We start from the raw sequence: 15,004 nt of genomic DNA, 5'->3' as shown, positions 1-15,004 counted from the left end.
TGCATCAATCGAAAGGGTAAGACAGATTTAACAACAATCTGTCAGATGTTGATCGGTCAGGGCTTGTCGGTGCGGGTCCGGGCTGGTGGGATGTGCAACCCACGCTGGGGCCGCACATCCGAATGCCGCACTGCCGATAACCCGAAATGGGGTTTGGACATGGACGATCTGCTGAGCGAGTTCCTTACGGAAACCAACGAGAACCTTGCTGTTCTCGACGTCGAGCTGGTGCGGCTCGAACGCAATCCCAACGATCCGGGCCTTCTCAGCAACATCTTCCGGCTCGTTCACACGATCAAGGGCACCTGCGGCTTCCTGGGCCTGCCCCGGCTGGAGTCGGTGGCCCACGCCGCGGAGAACGTGCTCGGCCGGTTCCGCGACGGGGAGCTGAGCGTAACGCCCTACGCGGTGTCGCTGATCCTCGAGTCCCTGGACACGATCAAGGGCATTCTTTCCGTCCTTGAGCAGACCGAGGCAGAGCCCGCCGGCTCGGACGAGGATCTGATCAACCGCCTCAACGCCATGGCCGAAGGGCGCGAGCTGCCGAAGGCCGGCGCCGCCCCTGCCGCCGAAGCGCCAGCCGCTGCCCCTGCCGCCACCCCTGCCGCCCCGGCGGAACAGCCGGACGAGCATGGCTTCGTCCCGGTCCCGGCCAGCAAGGAGGTGCTCGCTGCCGCCACGGCCGCCGTTCCGGCGCCGGCCGGTGCGCGTGCCGTGGCCACTGCTGCCGAGCCGCCGCCGCCTGCCGAGCCCGCACCGCCCGCCGCCCGGGTCGAGGCGGTGGACGACACCCGCGGCGAGCCGAAGGAATCCGCCGTCGCGCAGCAGTCGATCCGCGTCCATGTGGATCTGCTGGAAAACCTGATGACCATGGTTTCGGAGCTGGTGCTGACCCGCAACCAGCTTCTCCAGATCCTGCGCTCCCAGAAGGAGAGCGAGTTCGCCGCGCCGCTGCAGCGCCTCAACCACGTCACCTCCGAACTTCAGGAGGGCGTGATGAAGACGCGCATGCAGCCGATCGGCAATGCCTGGGCCAAGCTGCCCCGGCTGGTGCGCGACCTCTCCCACGAACTGCACAAGAAGATCGAGCTTCAGATGCTCGGCGCCGAGACCGAGCTGGACCGGCAGGTGCTGGAGCTGATCAAGGACCCGCTGACCCACATGGTCCGCAACTCCGGCGACCACGGGCTGGAGCTGCCGGCGGAGCGCGCCGCCAAGGGCAAGTCCGAAACCGGCCGGATCACGCTGAACGCCTTCCATGAGGGCGGGCACATCATCATCGAGATCTCCGACGACGGGCGCGGCCTGGCGATCGAGAAGATCAAGGCGAAGGCGATCCAGAACGGTCTGGCGACGGAGGCCGAGCTGGCCGCCATGTCGGACCAGCAGATCCAGTCCTTCATCATGAAGCCCGGCTTCTCCACCGCCGCCGCGGTGACCAGCGTCTCCGGCCGCGGCGTCGGCATGGACGTGGTGAAGACGAACATCGAGCGGATCGGCGGCACCATCGAGATGAAGTCGGTGGAGGGCAAGGGCACCACCTTCACCATCAAGATCCCGCTGACCCTCGCCATCGTTTCCGCCCTGATCGTGGAGTGCGCCACCGAGCGCTTCGCCATCCCGCAGATCAGCGTGATCGAGCTGGTCCGCGCCGCCACGGACAGCGAGCACAAGATCGAGCGCATCCACGGCACCCCGGTGCTGCGCCTGCGCAACCGCCTGCTGCCGCTGGTCAGCCTCCAGCGCCTGCTGAAGCTGGGCGCGGACGACGAGGACAAGCGCGAGACCTTCATCGTCGTCACCCAGGTCGGCAACTACGTCTTCGGCATCATCGTCGACAAGGTGTTCGACACCGAAGAGATCGTGGTGAAGCCGGTGGCCCCGATCCTGCGCCACATCGAGCTGTTCTCGGGCAACACCATCCTGGGCGACGGCTCGGTCATCATGATCCTCGATCCGAACGGCATCGCCGCCGTCACGGGGGAGATGGCCGTGCAGGACAGCGCGGCCGCGACCGACATCACCAGCAAGCAGTCCCGCCGGGAGGACGACAAGCTGGCCATGCTCCTGTTCACCGCCGGCAGCGGCGGTCCGAAGGCGGTGCCGCTCTCGCTGGTCGCCCGCCTGGAGGACATCGACCTCAACCAGGTGGAGCTGTCCAACGGCTCGCCGGTCGTGCAGTACCGCGGCAAGCTGATGCCGCTGGTGCCGATCGACCCGGCCTGGCAGATCGTCCGCGACAAGCGCCAGCCGGTGGTCGTCTTCGCCGACGGCGAACGCTCCATGGGCCTCGTCGTGGACGAGATCGTGGACATCGTCGAAGACCGCCTGAACGTGGAGCTGGGCACCGAGCGGCCGGGCTTCCTGGGCAGCGCCATCATCGCCGGCAAGGCGACCGACGTGATCGACGCCGGCTTCTACCTGACCCAGGCCTTCAAGGACTGGTTCGGCTCCAGCCGGTCGGAGAACTTCGAGGATGTGCGGGCGCACCGCGTCCTGCTGGTGGATGACAGCCCGTTCTTCCGCAACCTCATCACCCCCACCCTGACCGTCCACGGCTATGACGTGGTGTCGGTGGAGAGTGCGGACGATGCGCTGGCCCTGTGCGAGGCGGGAGAGGAGTTCGATGTCATCGTCAGCGACATCGAGATGCCCGGCATGAACGGCCTGGACTTCGCCCAGGCGGTCCGCGCCAGCGGGCGCTGGGCGCAGGTGCCGATGGTGGCTCTGTCCAGCCACGCCAGCCCGCGCGATCTTGACCGCGGCCGGCAGGCCGGGTTCAACGACTATGTCGCCAAGTTCGACCGCGATGCGCTGATCTTCACCCTGCAACAGACCATCTCCGAGACGAAAGGTGCAGCATGAGCGCCCGCCTGCCCGTTCCCGCCAAGAAAGGCCAGCTCGCGGAGGCGGCCGTCGCCACCCACGAGGATTTCGTGACGGCGACCATCGCCGACCAGCTCTTCGGCATCCCCGTGTTGCAGGTGCAGGACGTTCTCGGACCGCAGCGGATCACCCGCATCCCGCTGGCCCCGCCGGAGGTGGCCGGCTCGCTGAACCTGCGCGGCCGCATCGTCACCGCCGTGGACGTGCGGCTGCGGCTGGGGCTGCCGCCGCGCGGCAAGGAGCATCCGGGCATGAGCATCGTGGTCGATCACCGCGGCGAGCTGTACTCGCTGATGGTCGATCATGTGGGGGAGGTGCTGAGCCTCTCCAGCACGGACTTCGAGCGCCATCCGGCCACGATGGACCAGCGCTGGCGGGACATCTCCACCGGCATCTACCGCCTGAAGGAGACGCTGCTCGTCGTTCTGGACGTGTCGCGCCTTCTCAATTTCGCTAGTATTGAAGCCGCTTGATATCGGCTGCTGCGATCGGGGTCCGCTCCATGAAGTCCTGCTTGGTCGTCGACGACAGCCGCGTCGTCCGCAAGGTCGCCCGCAAGATCCTGGAAGAACTCGGCTTCACCTGCACCGAAGCCGAGGATGGCAAGCAGGCGATGGAGAAGTGTGCCGAGGCCATGCCGGACGCGGTCCTGCTGGACTGGAACATGCCGGTGATGACCGGGATCGAGTTCCTGCGCCGCCTGCGCAAGATGACGGGCGGTCAGGCGCCGAAGGTGGTGTTCTGCACCACCGAGAACGATCTGGCGCACATCCAGGAAGCCCTGTCCGCCGGTGCGAACGAGTACATCATGAAGCCGTTCGACAGCGATATCATCCAGACGAAGTTCCAGCAGGTCGGGCTCCTCTGAGAGCCCCCGGAAACTGATCGCAATGAACGATTCCCCCGGAAGAACCACGGTTTCCGGACCGTCGGGAGGCTCCGATCCCTTCCGTGTCATGGTGGTGGACGACTCTGCCGTCATCCGCGGCCTGATCACCCGCGCGCTGGAGTCCGACCCCGAGATCAAGGTCGTCGCGTCCGTCGCCAACGGGCAGATGGCGATCAACACCCTCTCGCGACAGCCCATCGACGTCATCGTCCTGGACATCGAGATGCCGGTGCTCGACGGGCTGTCGGCGCTGCCGCACCTGTTGCAGGCGGACCCCAACGTCAAGATCGTCATGGCCTCCACCCTCACGGCGAAGGGGGCGGACATCAGCCTGCGCGCCCTGCGCGCGGGGGCGGCGGACTACATCCCGAAGCCCTCCTCGACGCGGGAGCTGACCGGGGCCGACACCTTCAAGCGCGAGCTGACGGAGAAGGTGAAGGCCCTGGGGGCGGCTGCCCGCCGCTCCGGCCCGCGGCGCGAAGGAACGGCTGCCGCCCGGCCGCCGGGTGCCGCGGCACAGCCGACCTCCGGCTACACGCTGCCCTCGCCCGTCCGCGCCAAGCCGGAGACGGGGCCCCTGACGGTTCGGCCGCTGCCTCCCGATGGCCGGCCTGATGTCATCGCCATCGGCAGTTCGACCGGCGGGCCGCAGGCGCTGTTCGAGGTGCTGGGGCATCTGCGCGGGGCGACCCAGCCGATCCTGATCACGCAGCACATGCCGGCCACCTTCACCACCATCCTGGCCGACCACATCACGCGCCAGTGCGGCATCCAGTGCGCCGAGGCCAAGGACGGGGAGCCGATCGTCGGCGGCCGTGCCTATGTCGCACCCGGCGACTTCCATTTCCTGGTGGTGAACCGCAACGGCGTGCCGACGGTCCAGCTCACCAAGGATGCGCCGGAGAATTTCTGCCGCCCCGCCGTGGACCCGATGCTGCGCAGCATCGTGCGCCAGTGGGGCCGCCGGGTGCTGTCCGTGATCCTCACGGGCATGGGCCATGACGGCCAGAAGGGCTGTGAAAGCGTGGTTCAGGCCGGTGGCGTGGTCATCGGCCAGGACGAGGCGACGAGCGTGGTCTGGGGCATGCCGGGCGCGGTGGCGACGGCAGGCCTGTGCAGCGCCATCCTGCCGCTGAAGGAAATCGGTCCCTTCATCCAGAAGATCGCAGCGAGGCGGGCAGCATGAAGGTCGAAGATTTCGATATGTTCTGCACGCTGCTGAAGCAGCGGTCGGGGCTGGTGCTGACCAAGGACAAGGCCTACCTGCTCGAATCCCGGCTGATGCCGATCGCGCGCAAGTGGAGCGTCAAGGGTCTGGACGAACTGGCGGCCATGATCCGCACGCGCAAGGACGAGGCCCTGCTGCGCGACATCACGGAGGCGATGACGACCAACGAGTCGTCCTTCTTCCGCGACCAGAAGCCGTTCGACCTGTTCAAATCCGTCGTGCTGCCGTTGCAGATGCCGTCGCGGCAGGCGAAGAAGTCCATCCGGATCTGGTCGGCCGCCTGCTCCTCGGGGCAGGAGGCGTATTCGCTGCTGATGACGCTGAACGACGAAGGCCACAAGGTGGCCGGCTGGAAGTTCGACATCGTCGGCACCGACATCTCCGCCGAGATGGTGGCCAAGGCCAAGGCCGGACTCTACACCCAGTTCGAAGTGCAGCGCGGCCTGCCTATCACCCATCTGGTCAAGTACTTCAAGCAGGTCGGGGACAAGTGGCAGATCAGCGACGATCTGCGCTCGCGGGTTCAGTTCCGTGAGTACAACCTGCTGTCCGACCTCAGCCCGCTGGGTCAGTTCGACGTCATCTTCTGCCGCAACGTGCTGATCTATTTCGACCAGCCGACGAAGACGAAGGTGCTGGAGGCGATGGCCCGGATGCTGCCGCCCGACGGCGTGCTCTATCTCGGCGGTGCCGAGACGGTGCTGGGCATCACCGACAAGTTCAAGCCGATGGAAGGCCAGCGCGGCCTCTACCAGCTCGCCTCCGCGCCGGCGCCGAAGATCGGCTGATCCAGAAGCCGGCGGCGGGTCAGTCCCTGGCCGCGCGCTGGTACGCCGCCAGGAAGCGGCGGTCGATCCGGTCCTTCAGCCACCAGGCCGACCGGCCGTGCCACCACAGCCGCCCGCGGGCGGCCAGCCCCGTGCCGTCGCCCAGGTTCATGATCCAGAGATGGCGCCGCTGCGGCCGGTAGGGCCGCAGGGCAGCGTCCCCGGCTGCGGCCAGCAGGTTGTGGAACAGCACGGGCGCCTGCCGGATGGCATGGACGCCGACCCTCGGCAGGTCGTGCCCGTCCAGCTCGATGCAGTCCCCGGCGCCGAACAGGCGCGGATCCGCGGGCGAGCGCAGATACCCGTCCACAATCATCGCCCCCTCCCGGTCCAAGGGCACGCCGAAGGCGCGCAGCAGCGGCGCGGGCTTCAGGCCGGTGGCGTTCACGAACAGGTCGAAGGGTACGGCGGTGCCGTTCTCCAGCTCGGCCGTCCCGGGGGCAACCCGCGCGACCCGCGCCTGCCGACGGCAGGTCACGCCGCGGGCAGCCAGCCCCCTCTCCACCCGCTCGGCGGCGGCGGGGGAGAGCTGGCGGAGCAGACGCTCGCCCGCGGCCAGCACCGTCACCTCGGCCCGGCCGCCGCGACGGCGCACCAGCGCCTCGGCATTGGCCGCCAGCTCCAGTGCCGTGACGCCCCCCCCGGCCAGCACGATCCGCAGCGGCCCTGACGGCGCGGCGGCGACCCGCCGCTCGATCTCCCGGCGCAGGGCCAGAAGCTGCGGCACCGGCTTCACGGCGAAGCAGCCGGGCGTGTCCGCAGCACCGGGGATAGACGGCGGTTCGCTGCCCAGGGTGAGGGACAGCAGGTCGAAGGGAAGGGGGGCGCCATCGGCCAGATGCAGCAGACCGGCCTGCCGGTCGATGCCGGTCGCGCGGTCGCAGACGAAGCGCCCGCCGCCCCGGGCGACCAGTGTCGCCACGTCCACCTGGTCCAGCTCCGGCGGATAGGCGCCGCCCAGCACGCCCGTCGCCAGCCCGGAGTACCAGAACGGTCCCGGCGCCACGACGGTCAGGTCATGGCCGGCGCCTGCGAAGGCGGCGGCCCGCTTCAGGGAGAACAGATGGGCGTGCCCGGCCCCGACCAGGACGATGCGCCGCCCGGTCATGGCCCGCGCCCGGTCATGGCTTGCGTCCGGTCATGGCCCGCGCCCGGTCATGGTCGGACGCCTCGGCGTCAGCTCGCCACCTGGGGCTTCTGCACCTCCGTCGGGTCGCGCAGCACATAGCCGCGGCCCCACACCGTCTCGATGTAGTTCTCGCCCTTCGTCGCGGTGGTCAGCTTCTTGCGCAGCTTGCAGACGAACACGTCGATGATCTTCAGCTCGGGCTCGTCCATGCCGCCATAGAGATGGTTGAGGAACATCTCCTTGGTCAGCGTCGTGCCCTTGCGCAGGCTCAGCAGTTCCAGGATGCCGTATTCCTTGCCGGTCAGGTGCAGCGGCTGGCCGTCCACCTCCACGGTGCGGGCATCCAGGTTCACGGTCAGCTTGCCGGTGCGGATGATGCTGTCGGAATGCCCCTTGCTCCGCCGGACGATGGCCTGGAGGCGCGCGACCAGTTCGCGCTTGTCGAACGGCTTCGTCAGGTAGTCGTCGGCCCCGACGCCCAACCCTTTGATTTTATGGTCCAGTTCCGAAAGACCGGAAAGGATGAGAATGGGCGTGGTGACACGCGCGGAACGCAGGCGGCGCAGCACCTCGTAGCCGTCGATGTCCGGCAGCATCAGGTCCAGGATGATGATGTCGTAGTCGTAGAGCTTGCCGATCTCCAACCCGTCCTCGCCCAACTCCGTAGAGTCGACGATATAGCCTTCCGAGTTGAGCATCAGCTCGATGCTCTTCGCCATCGAAGGATCGTCTTCCACCAGCAAGACTCTCATGGCATCTCCCTTCCGAAGAATGGTGGCAGACCGTTTTCTGGGCCTTCCGGCATCGGGTCTTTTTCCAACGAGGTTAACAGAGGATTGCCGTTCATGCCATGTGTGCAACGGGTCAGGTCGTTAACTTTTGTGGCCCTGGAAAGCCGCTGTGCCCTTTAACCCGGCCATGGCATCCTGCGCCGGCGGCGACCAAGGGGCGGCCGCCGTCAAAGCGGCGGTGGCCGGGCGGGGAAAGGCCGGGGGCCGGAAGGAGGACGGGGCGTGCAGCCGGATACGGACCAGGTGATCGCGGAGATCGACGCGCTGCCGGACCACAGCATCTACGGGCGGGTCAGTTCCGTCCTGGGCATGCTGGTGGAAGTCGGCGGGGTCGAGAAGCGCCTGTCCGTCGGCGGGCGCTGCCGGGTCATCACCCGCGGCGGCCGTGTCGTCCCGTGCGAGGTCGTGGGCTTCCGCGCCGGCAAGGCGCTGCTGATGCCCTTCGGCACGCTGGACGACATCGGCCTGGGCTGCCGTGCCGAGGTGGCGGAGGGCCAGCCGGCCATCACCCCCACGACGGGCTGGCTGGGCCGGGTCGTGAACGCGCTGGGGGAGCCGATCGACGGCAAGGGGCCGCTGCCGCAGGGGCCGCGCCCGACGCCGATCCGCGCCAGCCCGCCGCCGGCGCACGCCCGCCGCCGGGTGGGCGGCAAGATCGACCTGGGCGTGCGCGCCATCAACACCTTCCTGACCTGCTGCAAAGGCCAGCGCATGGGCATCTTCGCCGGTTCCGGCGTCGGCAAGTCCGTGCTGATGTCCATGCTGGCGAAGTACACGGCGGCCCAGGTCAGCGTCATCGGCCTGATCGGCGAGCGCGGCCGCGAGGTGCAGGAGTTCCTGGAGGCCGACCTGGGGCCGGAGGGTCTGGCCCGCTCCGTCGTCGTCGTCGCCACCTCCGACGAACCGCCGCTGATGCGCCGGCAGGCGGCCTACATGACGATGGCGGTGGCGGAGTTCTTCCGCGACGAGGGGCAGGACGTGCTCTGCCTGATGGACAGCGTCACCCGCTTCGCCATGGCCCAGCGCGAGATCGGTCTGTCCGCGGGCGAACCGCCGACGACCAAGGGCTATCCCCCCACCGTCTTCGCCGAACTGCCGCGCCTGCTGGAACGGGCGGGGCCGGGCACGGGGGAGGGGACGATCAGCGGCCTCTTCACCGTGCTGGTGGAGGGCGGCGACATGGAGGAGCCCATCGCCGATGCCGTGCGCGGCATCCTGGACGGCCACATCGTCATGGAACGCCGCATCGGCGAGCGCGGGCGCTACCCGGCCATCAACATCCTGCGCTCCGTCAGCCGCACCATGCCCGGCTGCAACACGGAGGAGCAGAACCTCCTGGTCACAAGGGCGCGGCGGCTGATGGCCGCCTATGCCGACATGGAGGAGATGATCCGCCTGGGCGCCTACCGCCGCGGTTCCGACAGCATGGTGGACGAGGCGATCCACTTCCAGCCGGCGCTGGAGAACTTCCTGCGCCAAGGCAAGGACGAGCGCAGCGACCTCGGCACCGGCTACAGCGAACTGGCGGCCATCCTGGGCATGCCGGCCGTCGGCAGCGCCGGCTGAGCGGCGGAAGGCGGAGGAACGGGGCTGAATGAAGGACCTGAGCACCCTGATCCGGCTGCACAAGCTGGAGGTGGACGAGCGCCGCCGGGCGCTGGCCGAACGCCAGGCCGTGGAGGAGCGGCTGTGCGGCGAGCGCGCCCGGCTGGAGCAGGAACTGGCGCACGAGCAGAAGGTGGCCGCCGGCTCCCTGCAGGCGGCGGCGACCTACGGCGACTTCGCCCGCCATGTCATCCATCGCCGGGAGCGGCTGGACGACGCCATCGCCCGCGCCCGGGCCGAGGTGGCGCGGGCCGAGGAGTCGGTGGCCGAGGCGTTCCAGGAGCTGAAACGTTACGAGCTGGCGCAGGAGGAGCGCCAGCGCCAGCGCCAGGAGGCGCTGCGCCGGGCCGACACGCAGCGGCTGGACGAGATCGCCTCCATCCGCTTCCAGCGGGCCAACCGGGACGGCACGTCCTGACGGAGCCGGACCTCCTGTGACGGCCCGGCCGGCCGGGGTCAGGGTTCCGGCCAGGGCTCCGTCGCCGCCGCCAGGGGCCGGTCGGGCAGGTGGCGCAGCACCGTGTCGATGTAGTCGCCCAGCGCCGCCGCCGTGCCGACGTCGCGGCCCGCCGCCTCCGACAGATACCAGCGGTGCTCCAGGATCTGGAAGTACAGTTCCGGATCGTCCAGCCGGCCGCGCAGGTCGTCCGGCACGGCGTCCAGGGCGGCCGCATAGACCTCGTGCAGCCAGCGGTGCGCCACCGCCGCGTCGCTGAGCGGCCGTCCGCCCAGGAACTCCAGTTGCGCCCGGTAGCGGCTGATGTCGTTCAGGAGCTGGCGGCTCTGGTTCTCCTCCGCTTCCAGCCCGGTAAGCTGGTGCAGCCGCCGCCGGTGGTGTCCGGCCTCGACCACCCGCGGGCGCATCACCAGCCGCAGCCCCTCGCCATCGCCGGCCGTGACCAGTTCCAGTTCCTCGACGTCGAAGCCCAGGGCGTTCAGCGCGTTGATGCGGCCCTGCACCCGGTGCTGCTCCCCCGGCGCGAAAACCTCGTCCCGGGTCAGCTCGTGCCAGAGCCGGTGGTAGCGCGCCTCCAGCTCCTCGGCCACGGCGACCGGGTCCAGGTCCGCGGGCAGGCCGGGACCCGCGGCCAGATCCATCAGCTCGCCGGCGACATTGTCGCGGGCCAGTTCCACGTCGTAGCGGCGCATCCCGTCGGACAGCTCCGGCCGCAGCTCCCCAGTCTCGGCATCCACCAGATAGGCGGCCAGCCGGCCGGCATCGCGCCGGAACAGCGTGTTGGACAGCGAGCAGTCGCCCCAGTGCAAGCCCGCCAGATGCAGCCGGATCAGCAGGTCCACCAGCGCGTCCAGCAGCCGGTCGCCGCGGGCCAGCGGGTCGCCGCTGCCGAACAGCACGCGGTAGGGAAGGGCGCGGTCCAGGTAGCGGGTGACCAGCACCGTCTTCAGGGGCTGCCCGTCGCGGTCCGTCCGGTCGGTGACGACGCCCGCCGCCTCCACCACCGGCAGGCCGCGCTCGTGCAGTTGCCGCAACAGTCCGTATTCGTGCAGCGCCACCCGCTCGGGCAGTTCCTTCAGGGCGAAGACGGACCCGCCCGCGCCGCGGACGAAGCGGACGACGTTGCGGCTGATGCCGCGCGGCATCTCCACCAGCCGGTCGGCCGGCCAGTCCGCCAGCGGCCGCTCCCAGGGCAGGCCGACACCGAAGCCGAAGCTGTCCGCGGAGGCGAGCTTGATGCGCACGGTCCGCCTCCGCCCCGGCCGTTCAGGCCGGCATGACCCCCGCAGCCTCGGGGTCGGCGAGCCGCCCGCTCGCCTCGGTCAGCCCGCGCAGGCGTTCGGCGAGCCCGTCCGTCAACTGTCCGGGGCGCAGGCGCCAGGTCCAGTTGCCGTCCGCCTGTCCGGGAAGGTTCATCCGCGCCTCCGTTCCCAGCCCCAGCACGTCCTGCACGGGGGCCATGGCGATGCGGGCGTTCGTCCCGAGGGCGAAACGCAGGAAGTCCCAGTGCGGTTCGCGCCCGTCGCTGCCCATGTAGTCCAGCATGGCACGGCCGGGGCGGGAATGCTCCCCGCCGATGGAGCGGAACCAGCCCAGAATCGTGTCGTTGTCGTGCGTCCCCGTATAGAACACCCGGTTCCGGGGGAAGCGGTCGGGATCGTAGGCTTCGGGATGGAAGTCCTCACCCCACTCGAAGGGCAGCACGCGCATGCCGGGGAAGCCGAAATGGTCCCGCAGCCGCTCCACCTCCGGCGTGATGATGCCCAGATCCTCCGCGATCACCGGCATGTCTCCGAACCGCTCCGTCAGGGACTGGAACAGTTCGTAGCCGGGAACGGGCACCCATTGTCCATGGATCGCCGTCTCCTCCCCGGCCTTCACCTGCCAGCAGGCGTCGAAGCCGCGGAAATGGTCGATGCGGATCAGGTCCACCTGCTCCATGGTCTTCGCCAGCCGCTTCTGCCACCAGCCGAAATTCTCGGCCCGGTGGGCGTCCCAGCGGTACAGCGGATTGCCCCAGAGCTGTCCGGTGGCGCTGAAATAGTCCGGCGGCACCCCGGCCACCACGGTCGGGCAGCCCGCCGTGTCCAGTTCGAACAGTTCCGGCCGGCTCCAGACGTCCGCACTGTCGGCGGCGACGAAGATCGGCATGTCGCCGATGATGCGGATGCCGCGGGCGCGGGCATGGTCGTGCAGCCGCTGCCACTGGCGGAAGAACAGGAACTGCTGGACCTTGACCTTGCGCACCTCGAACCCGAGCGTGTGCCGCGCCTCGCCCAGCCCGATCGGGTTGCGGGTGACATAGAGCGCGTTCCACTCGGTCCAGGCCCGGCCCTTGTGGCGGGCCTTCAGCGCCGTGTAGAGCGCGTACTCGTCCAGCCAGTCGGCCTCGTGCCGGGCGCGGAACAGGTCGTAGTCAACCCACAGCTCGTCGTCCGACGGCCGCTTCAGAAAGGCGGCGCAGACCGTATCCAGGGCGGCCAGCTTGCGCTCGATCACGGCGCCGTAATCGACATGCTCGCCATTGCCGGGCAGGTCTTCCAGCACGGACGGCGGGGCCAGCCCCTCCTCGACCAGATCCTCCAGGCTGACGAGCAGCGGATTGCCGGCGAAGGTGGAGAGGGCGGAATAGGGGGAGTTGCCGGCGCTGGTCGGGGCCAGCGGGAGGATCTGCCAGAAGGTCTGGCCGGCGGCCGCCAGCCAGTCCACGAAGCGCCGCGCCTCCGGCCCCAGATCGCCGATGCCGTGTCCGCCGGGAAGCGAGGTGGGATGCAGCAGCAGGCCGCTGGCGCGCGCGTCGGTCATCGTCAAGGCTGGCTGTCTCTGGCAGGGGAGGGGAAGCCGCCGGCGGCGGCGGGCCGATCCCTGATAGTAGGGGCCGGGGATTCCCGGTCAAACCCCTTTGTTACGCCCGCCTTGTTACGCCCGCCGTGTCGCGTCGCCCCTGTTGCACCGGCCGCCCCCCTGGCCGTCAGGCGGGGGGCTTCACGAAGATCACCGTGGCCAAGGGCGGCACCTCCACCTCGGCGCTGAAGGGCTGGCCGTCCCAGGGAACGCTCTCCGCCTCGATCCGGCCCCCGTTGCCGATGTTGGTCCCGCCATAGAGGGCGGAATCGGTGTTCAGCGCCTCGCGCCAGACCCCGCCCGCCGGCAGGCCGATGCGGTAGCGCGGCCGTGGCACCGGGGTGAAGTTGCACACCACCGCCGCGGCGCTGCCCGGCTGCCGGCCGAAGCGGGCGTAGGCCAGCAGGGAATCGTCCGCCGACTGGCCCCGGATCCAGCGGAAGCCGTCGGATTCGCAGTCCAGTTCGTGCAGGGCCGGCGTCTCGCGGTAGAGCCAGTTCAGGTCGCGCACCAGATCGCGCACGCCGCGGTGCCAGTGGACGTCCAGCAGATGCCAGTCCAGCCCGGCATCGTGGTTCCACTCCCGGCCCTGGGCGAACTCGCCGCCCATGAACAGCAGCTTCTTGCCCGGATGCGTCCACATGAAGCCGTAGTAGGCACGCAGGTTGGCGAACTGCTGCCAGGTGTCGCCGGGCATGCGCGCCAGCAGGCTGCCCTTGCCGTGGACCACCTCGTCATGGCTCAGCGGCAGGATGAAGTTCTCCGAAAACGCGTAGAGCAGCCCGAAGGTCAGGTCGTCGTGGTGGAAACGGCGGTGGATGGGGTCGCGCTTCATGTAGCGCAGGGTGTCGTGCATCCACCCCATGTTCCATTTGTAGCCGAAGCCCAGCCCGCCGACATAGGTCGGCCGCGAGACGCCGGGCCAGGCGGTGGACTCCTCCGCCACGGTGACGGCGCTGCCGCCCTGGCCCTCGTCGCTGCCGTAGACCAGCTCGTTCATGCGGCGCAGGAAGTCGATCGCCTCCAGGTTCTCCCGCCCGCCGAAGCGGTTCGGCACCCACTGCCCGGCCTGCCGGCTGTAGTCCAGGTACAGCATGGAGGCGACGGCATCCACCCGCAGCCCGTCCACATGGTAGGCCTTCAGCCAGTAGAGCGCGTTGGCGGTCAGGAAGTTGGCCACCTCCGTCCGGCCGAAATTGTAGATCGCCGTGTTCCAGTCCGGATGGTAGCCCTGGCGCGGGTCGGAATGCTCGAACAGGTGCGTCCCGTCGAACCGGTAGAGACCGTGGGCGTCGTTGGGGAAGTGCCCCGGCACCCAGTCGATCAGCAGGCCGAGCCCTTCCTGGTGGCAGGCATCCACGAAGGACTGGAAGTCGCTGGGCGTGCCGAACCGGCTGGTCGGCGCATAGAGGCCCAGCGGCTGGTAGCCCCAGGAGCCGTCGAACGGGTGCTCGTGGACCGGCATCACCTCGATATGGGTGAAGCCCATGTCCCGCACATAGGGCACCAGCCGGCGTGCCAGCTCGCCATAGCTCAGGAAGCCGCCGTCCTCCCAGCGCATCCAGGAGCCCAGATGCACCTCGTAGATGCTGACCGGCGCCGAGCGGTCGTGGCGGGCGGCGCGGGTCGCCATCCATTCCTGGTCGTGCCAGGTATGGCGGTCGATGCGGGCCACGACGGACGCCGTGTTCGGCCGCATCTCCCCCTGGAAGCCGAACGGGTCCGCCTTCAGCGGCAGCAGCTCGCCGCCGGGGCCGATGATCTCGTACTTGTAGACGGCGCCTTCTTCCAGGCCGGGAATGAAGATCTCCCAGATGCCGGCGCCCAGGCGCAGCCGCATCGGGTTGATGCGCCCGTCCCAGTCGTTGAAGTCGCCCACGACGGAGACCCGCTCCGCGTTCGGCGCCCAGACGGCGAAGCGCACGCCGGCCACGCCCTCGACCGTCGTGGGGTGGGCGCCCAGCGCCTCCCAGGCCCGCCAGTGCCGGCCCTCGGCCAGCAGGTACTGGTCCATCTCGCCCAGGATCGGCGGGAAGCGGTAGGGGTCGTCGATCTCCCGGCAGGTGCCGCCGCGGTCGATGCGCAGACGATAGGCGAAGCGCTCCTGACGGGCGAAGCGCATCTCGAAGAAACCGCTCTCGTGCCGCCGGGGCATCACGCCCAGCTCCTCGCCGTCGGGCGTCAGCACCGTCACGGCGTCGGCATCGGGGCGGAAGACCCGCAGCACCAGCCCGCCCTTGCCGCCGGGGTGGGGGTGCAGCCCGAGCACGGCGAAGGGGTCGGCATGGGTGCCGGCGGTGACGGCCGCGATCACGTCATGCGCGATCACGTCGGTTCTGGGGGCCATG

Annotated in this window: 12 protein-coding genes; 7 read left to right on the top strand and 5 right to left on the bottom strand. The window is 69.3% G+C overall.

The annotated features are described in order from the left end of the window. Positions 1–159 precede the first annotated feature (159 nt). The 5 genes from RC1_RS08425 to RC1_RS08405 are packed head-to-tail and all read left to right on the top strand — an operon-like array spanning position 160 to position 5,791. Positions 160–2,865, top strand: coding sequence for a hybrid sensor histidine kinase/response regulator (locus tag RC1_RS08425; RefSeq protein ID WP_012566940.1), 2,706 nt, complete (start codon positions 160–162; stop codon positions 2,863–2,865). Further along, entirely contained in the window at positions 2,862–3,359 is a 498-nt protein-coding gene (locus RC1_RS08420; protein ID WP_012566939.1) for a chemotaxis protein CheW, read from the top strand. The genes RC1_RS08425 and RC1_RS08420 overlap by 4 nt, the downstream gene beginning before the upstream one ends. 29 nt (positions 3,360–3,388) lie before the next feature. Continuing rightward, the gene (locus RC1_RS08415) at positions 3,389–3,754 is read left to right on the top strand and encodes a response regulator (RefSeq protein WP_012566938.1); all 366 of its coding nucleotides are present in this window, start codon (positions 3,389–3,391) and stop codon (positions 3,752–3,754) included. Between the two features lie 22 nt (positions 3,755–3,776). Further along, entirely contained in the window at positions 3,777–4,961 is a 1,185-nt protein-coding gene (locus RC1_RS08410) for a protein-glutamate methylesterase/protein-glutamine glutaminase (RefSeq protein WP_012566937.1), read from the top strand. Then, entirely contained in the window at positions 4,958–5,791 is an 834-nt protein-coding gene (locus tag RC1_RS08405) for a protein-glutamate O-methyltransferase (RefSeq protein ID WP_012566936.1), read from the top strand. The genes RC1_RS08410 and RC1_RS08405 overlap by 4 nt, the downstream gene beginning before the upstream one ends. Positions 5,792–5,810: 19 nt before the next feature. Here the strand turns inward: RC1_RS08405 and RC1_RS08400 are convergent, their stop codons facing one another. Together RC1_RS08400 and ctrA are read right to left on the bottom strand one after the other, a co-directional pair. After that, entirely contained in the window at positions 5,811–6,938 is a 1,128-nt protein-coding gene (locus RC1_RS08400) for an NAD(P)/FAD-dependent oxidoreductase (protein ID WP_012566935.1), read from the bottom strand. A gap of 68 nt (positions 6,939–7,006) precedes the next feature. Then, positions 7,007–7,711 carry a response regulator transcription factor CtrA gene (gene ctrA / locus RC1_RS08395; protein WP_012566934.1) on the bottom strand — a complete coding sequence of 235 codons (705 nt, stop codon included), beginning with the start codon at positions 7,709–7,711 and terminating at the stop codon, positions 7,007–7,009. 261 nt (positions 7,712–7,972) lie between these two features. Between ctrA and fliI the strand changes: the two genes are divergently transcribed. Both fliI and RC1_RS08385 read left to right on the top strand, forming a co-directional pair. Beyond that, complete coding sequence (fliI, locus tag RC1_RS08390; RefSeq protein WP_012566933.1) at positions 7,973–9,316, top strand: flagellar protein export ATPase FliI; 1,344 nt, start codon at positions 7,973–7,975, stop codon at positions 9,314–9,316. A 28-nt stretch (positions 9,317–9,344) separates the two neighbouring features. After that, on the top strand, positions 9,345–9,773 hold the full coding sequence (locus RC1_RS08385) for a flagellar export protein FliJ (RefSeq protein WP_012566932.1): 429 nt from the start codon (positions 9,345–9,347) through the stop codon (positions 9,771–9,773). Positions 9,774–9,811: 38 nt separating this feature from the next. Here the strand turns inward: RC1_RS08385 and RC1_RS08380 are convergent, their stop codons facing one another. From RC1_RS08380 to glgB, 3 genes are all read right to left on the bottom strand, one after another. Then, a complete protein-coding gene (locus RC1_RS08380) occupies positions 9,812–11,056 on the bottom strand; it encodes a DUF4032 domain-containing protein (protein ID WP_012566931.1) in 1,245 nt (414 codons plus the stop codon). A gap of 22 nt (positions 11,057–11,078) precedes the next feature. Continuing rightward, positions 11,079–12,623 carry a 4-alpha-glucanotransferase gene (gene malQ, locus RC1_RS08375; RefSeq protein ID WP_202795570.1) on the bottom strand — a complete coding sequence of 515 codons (1,545 nt, stop codon included), beginning with the start codon at positions 12,621–12,623 and terminating at the stop codon, positions 11,079–11,081. A gap of 160 nt (positions 12,624–12,783) precedes the next feature. Next, complete coding sequence (glgB, locus tag RC1_RS08370; protein WP_012566929.1) at positions 12,784–15,003, bottom strand: 1,4-alpha-glucan branching protein GlgB; 2,220 nt, start codon at positions 15,001–15,003, stop codon at positions 12,784–12,786. Between the last annotated feature and the right edge of the window lies 1 nt (position 15,004).

Origin of the sequence: Rhodospirillum centenum SW (assembly GCF_000016185.1) — a bacterium.
Classification (GTDB): domain Bacteria; phylum Pseudomonadota; class Alphaproteobacteria; order Azospirillales; family Azospirillaceae; genus Rhodocista; species Rhodocista centena.
The sequence above is the reverse complement of the archived record's forward strand: the minus strand, read 5'-3'. Positions and strand labels throughout refer to the sequence as shown.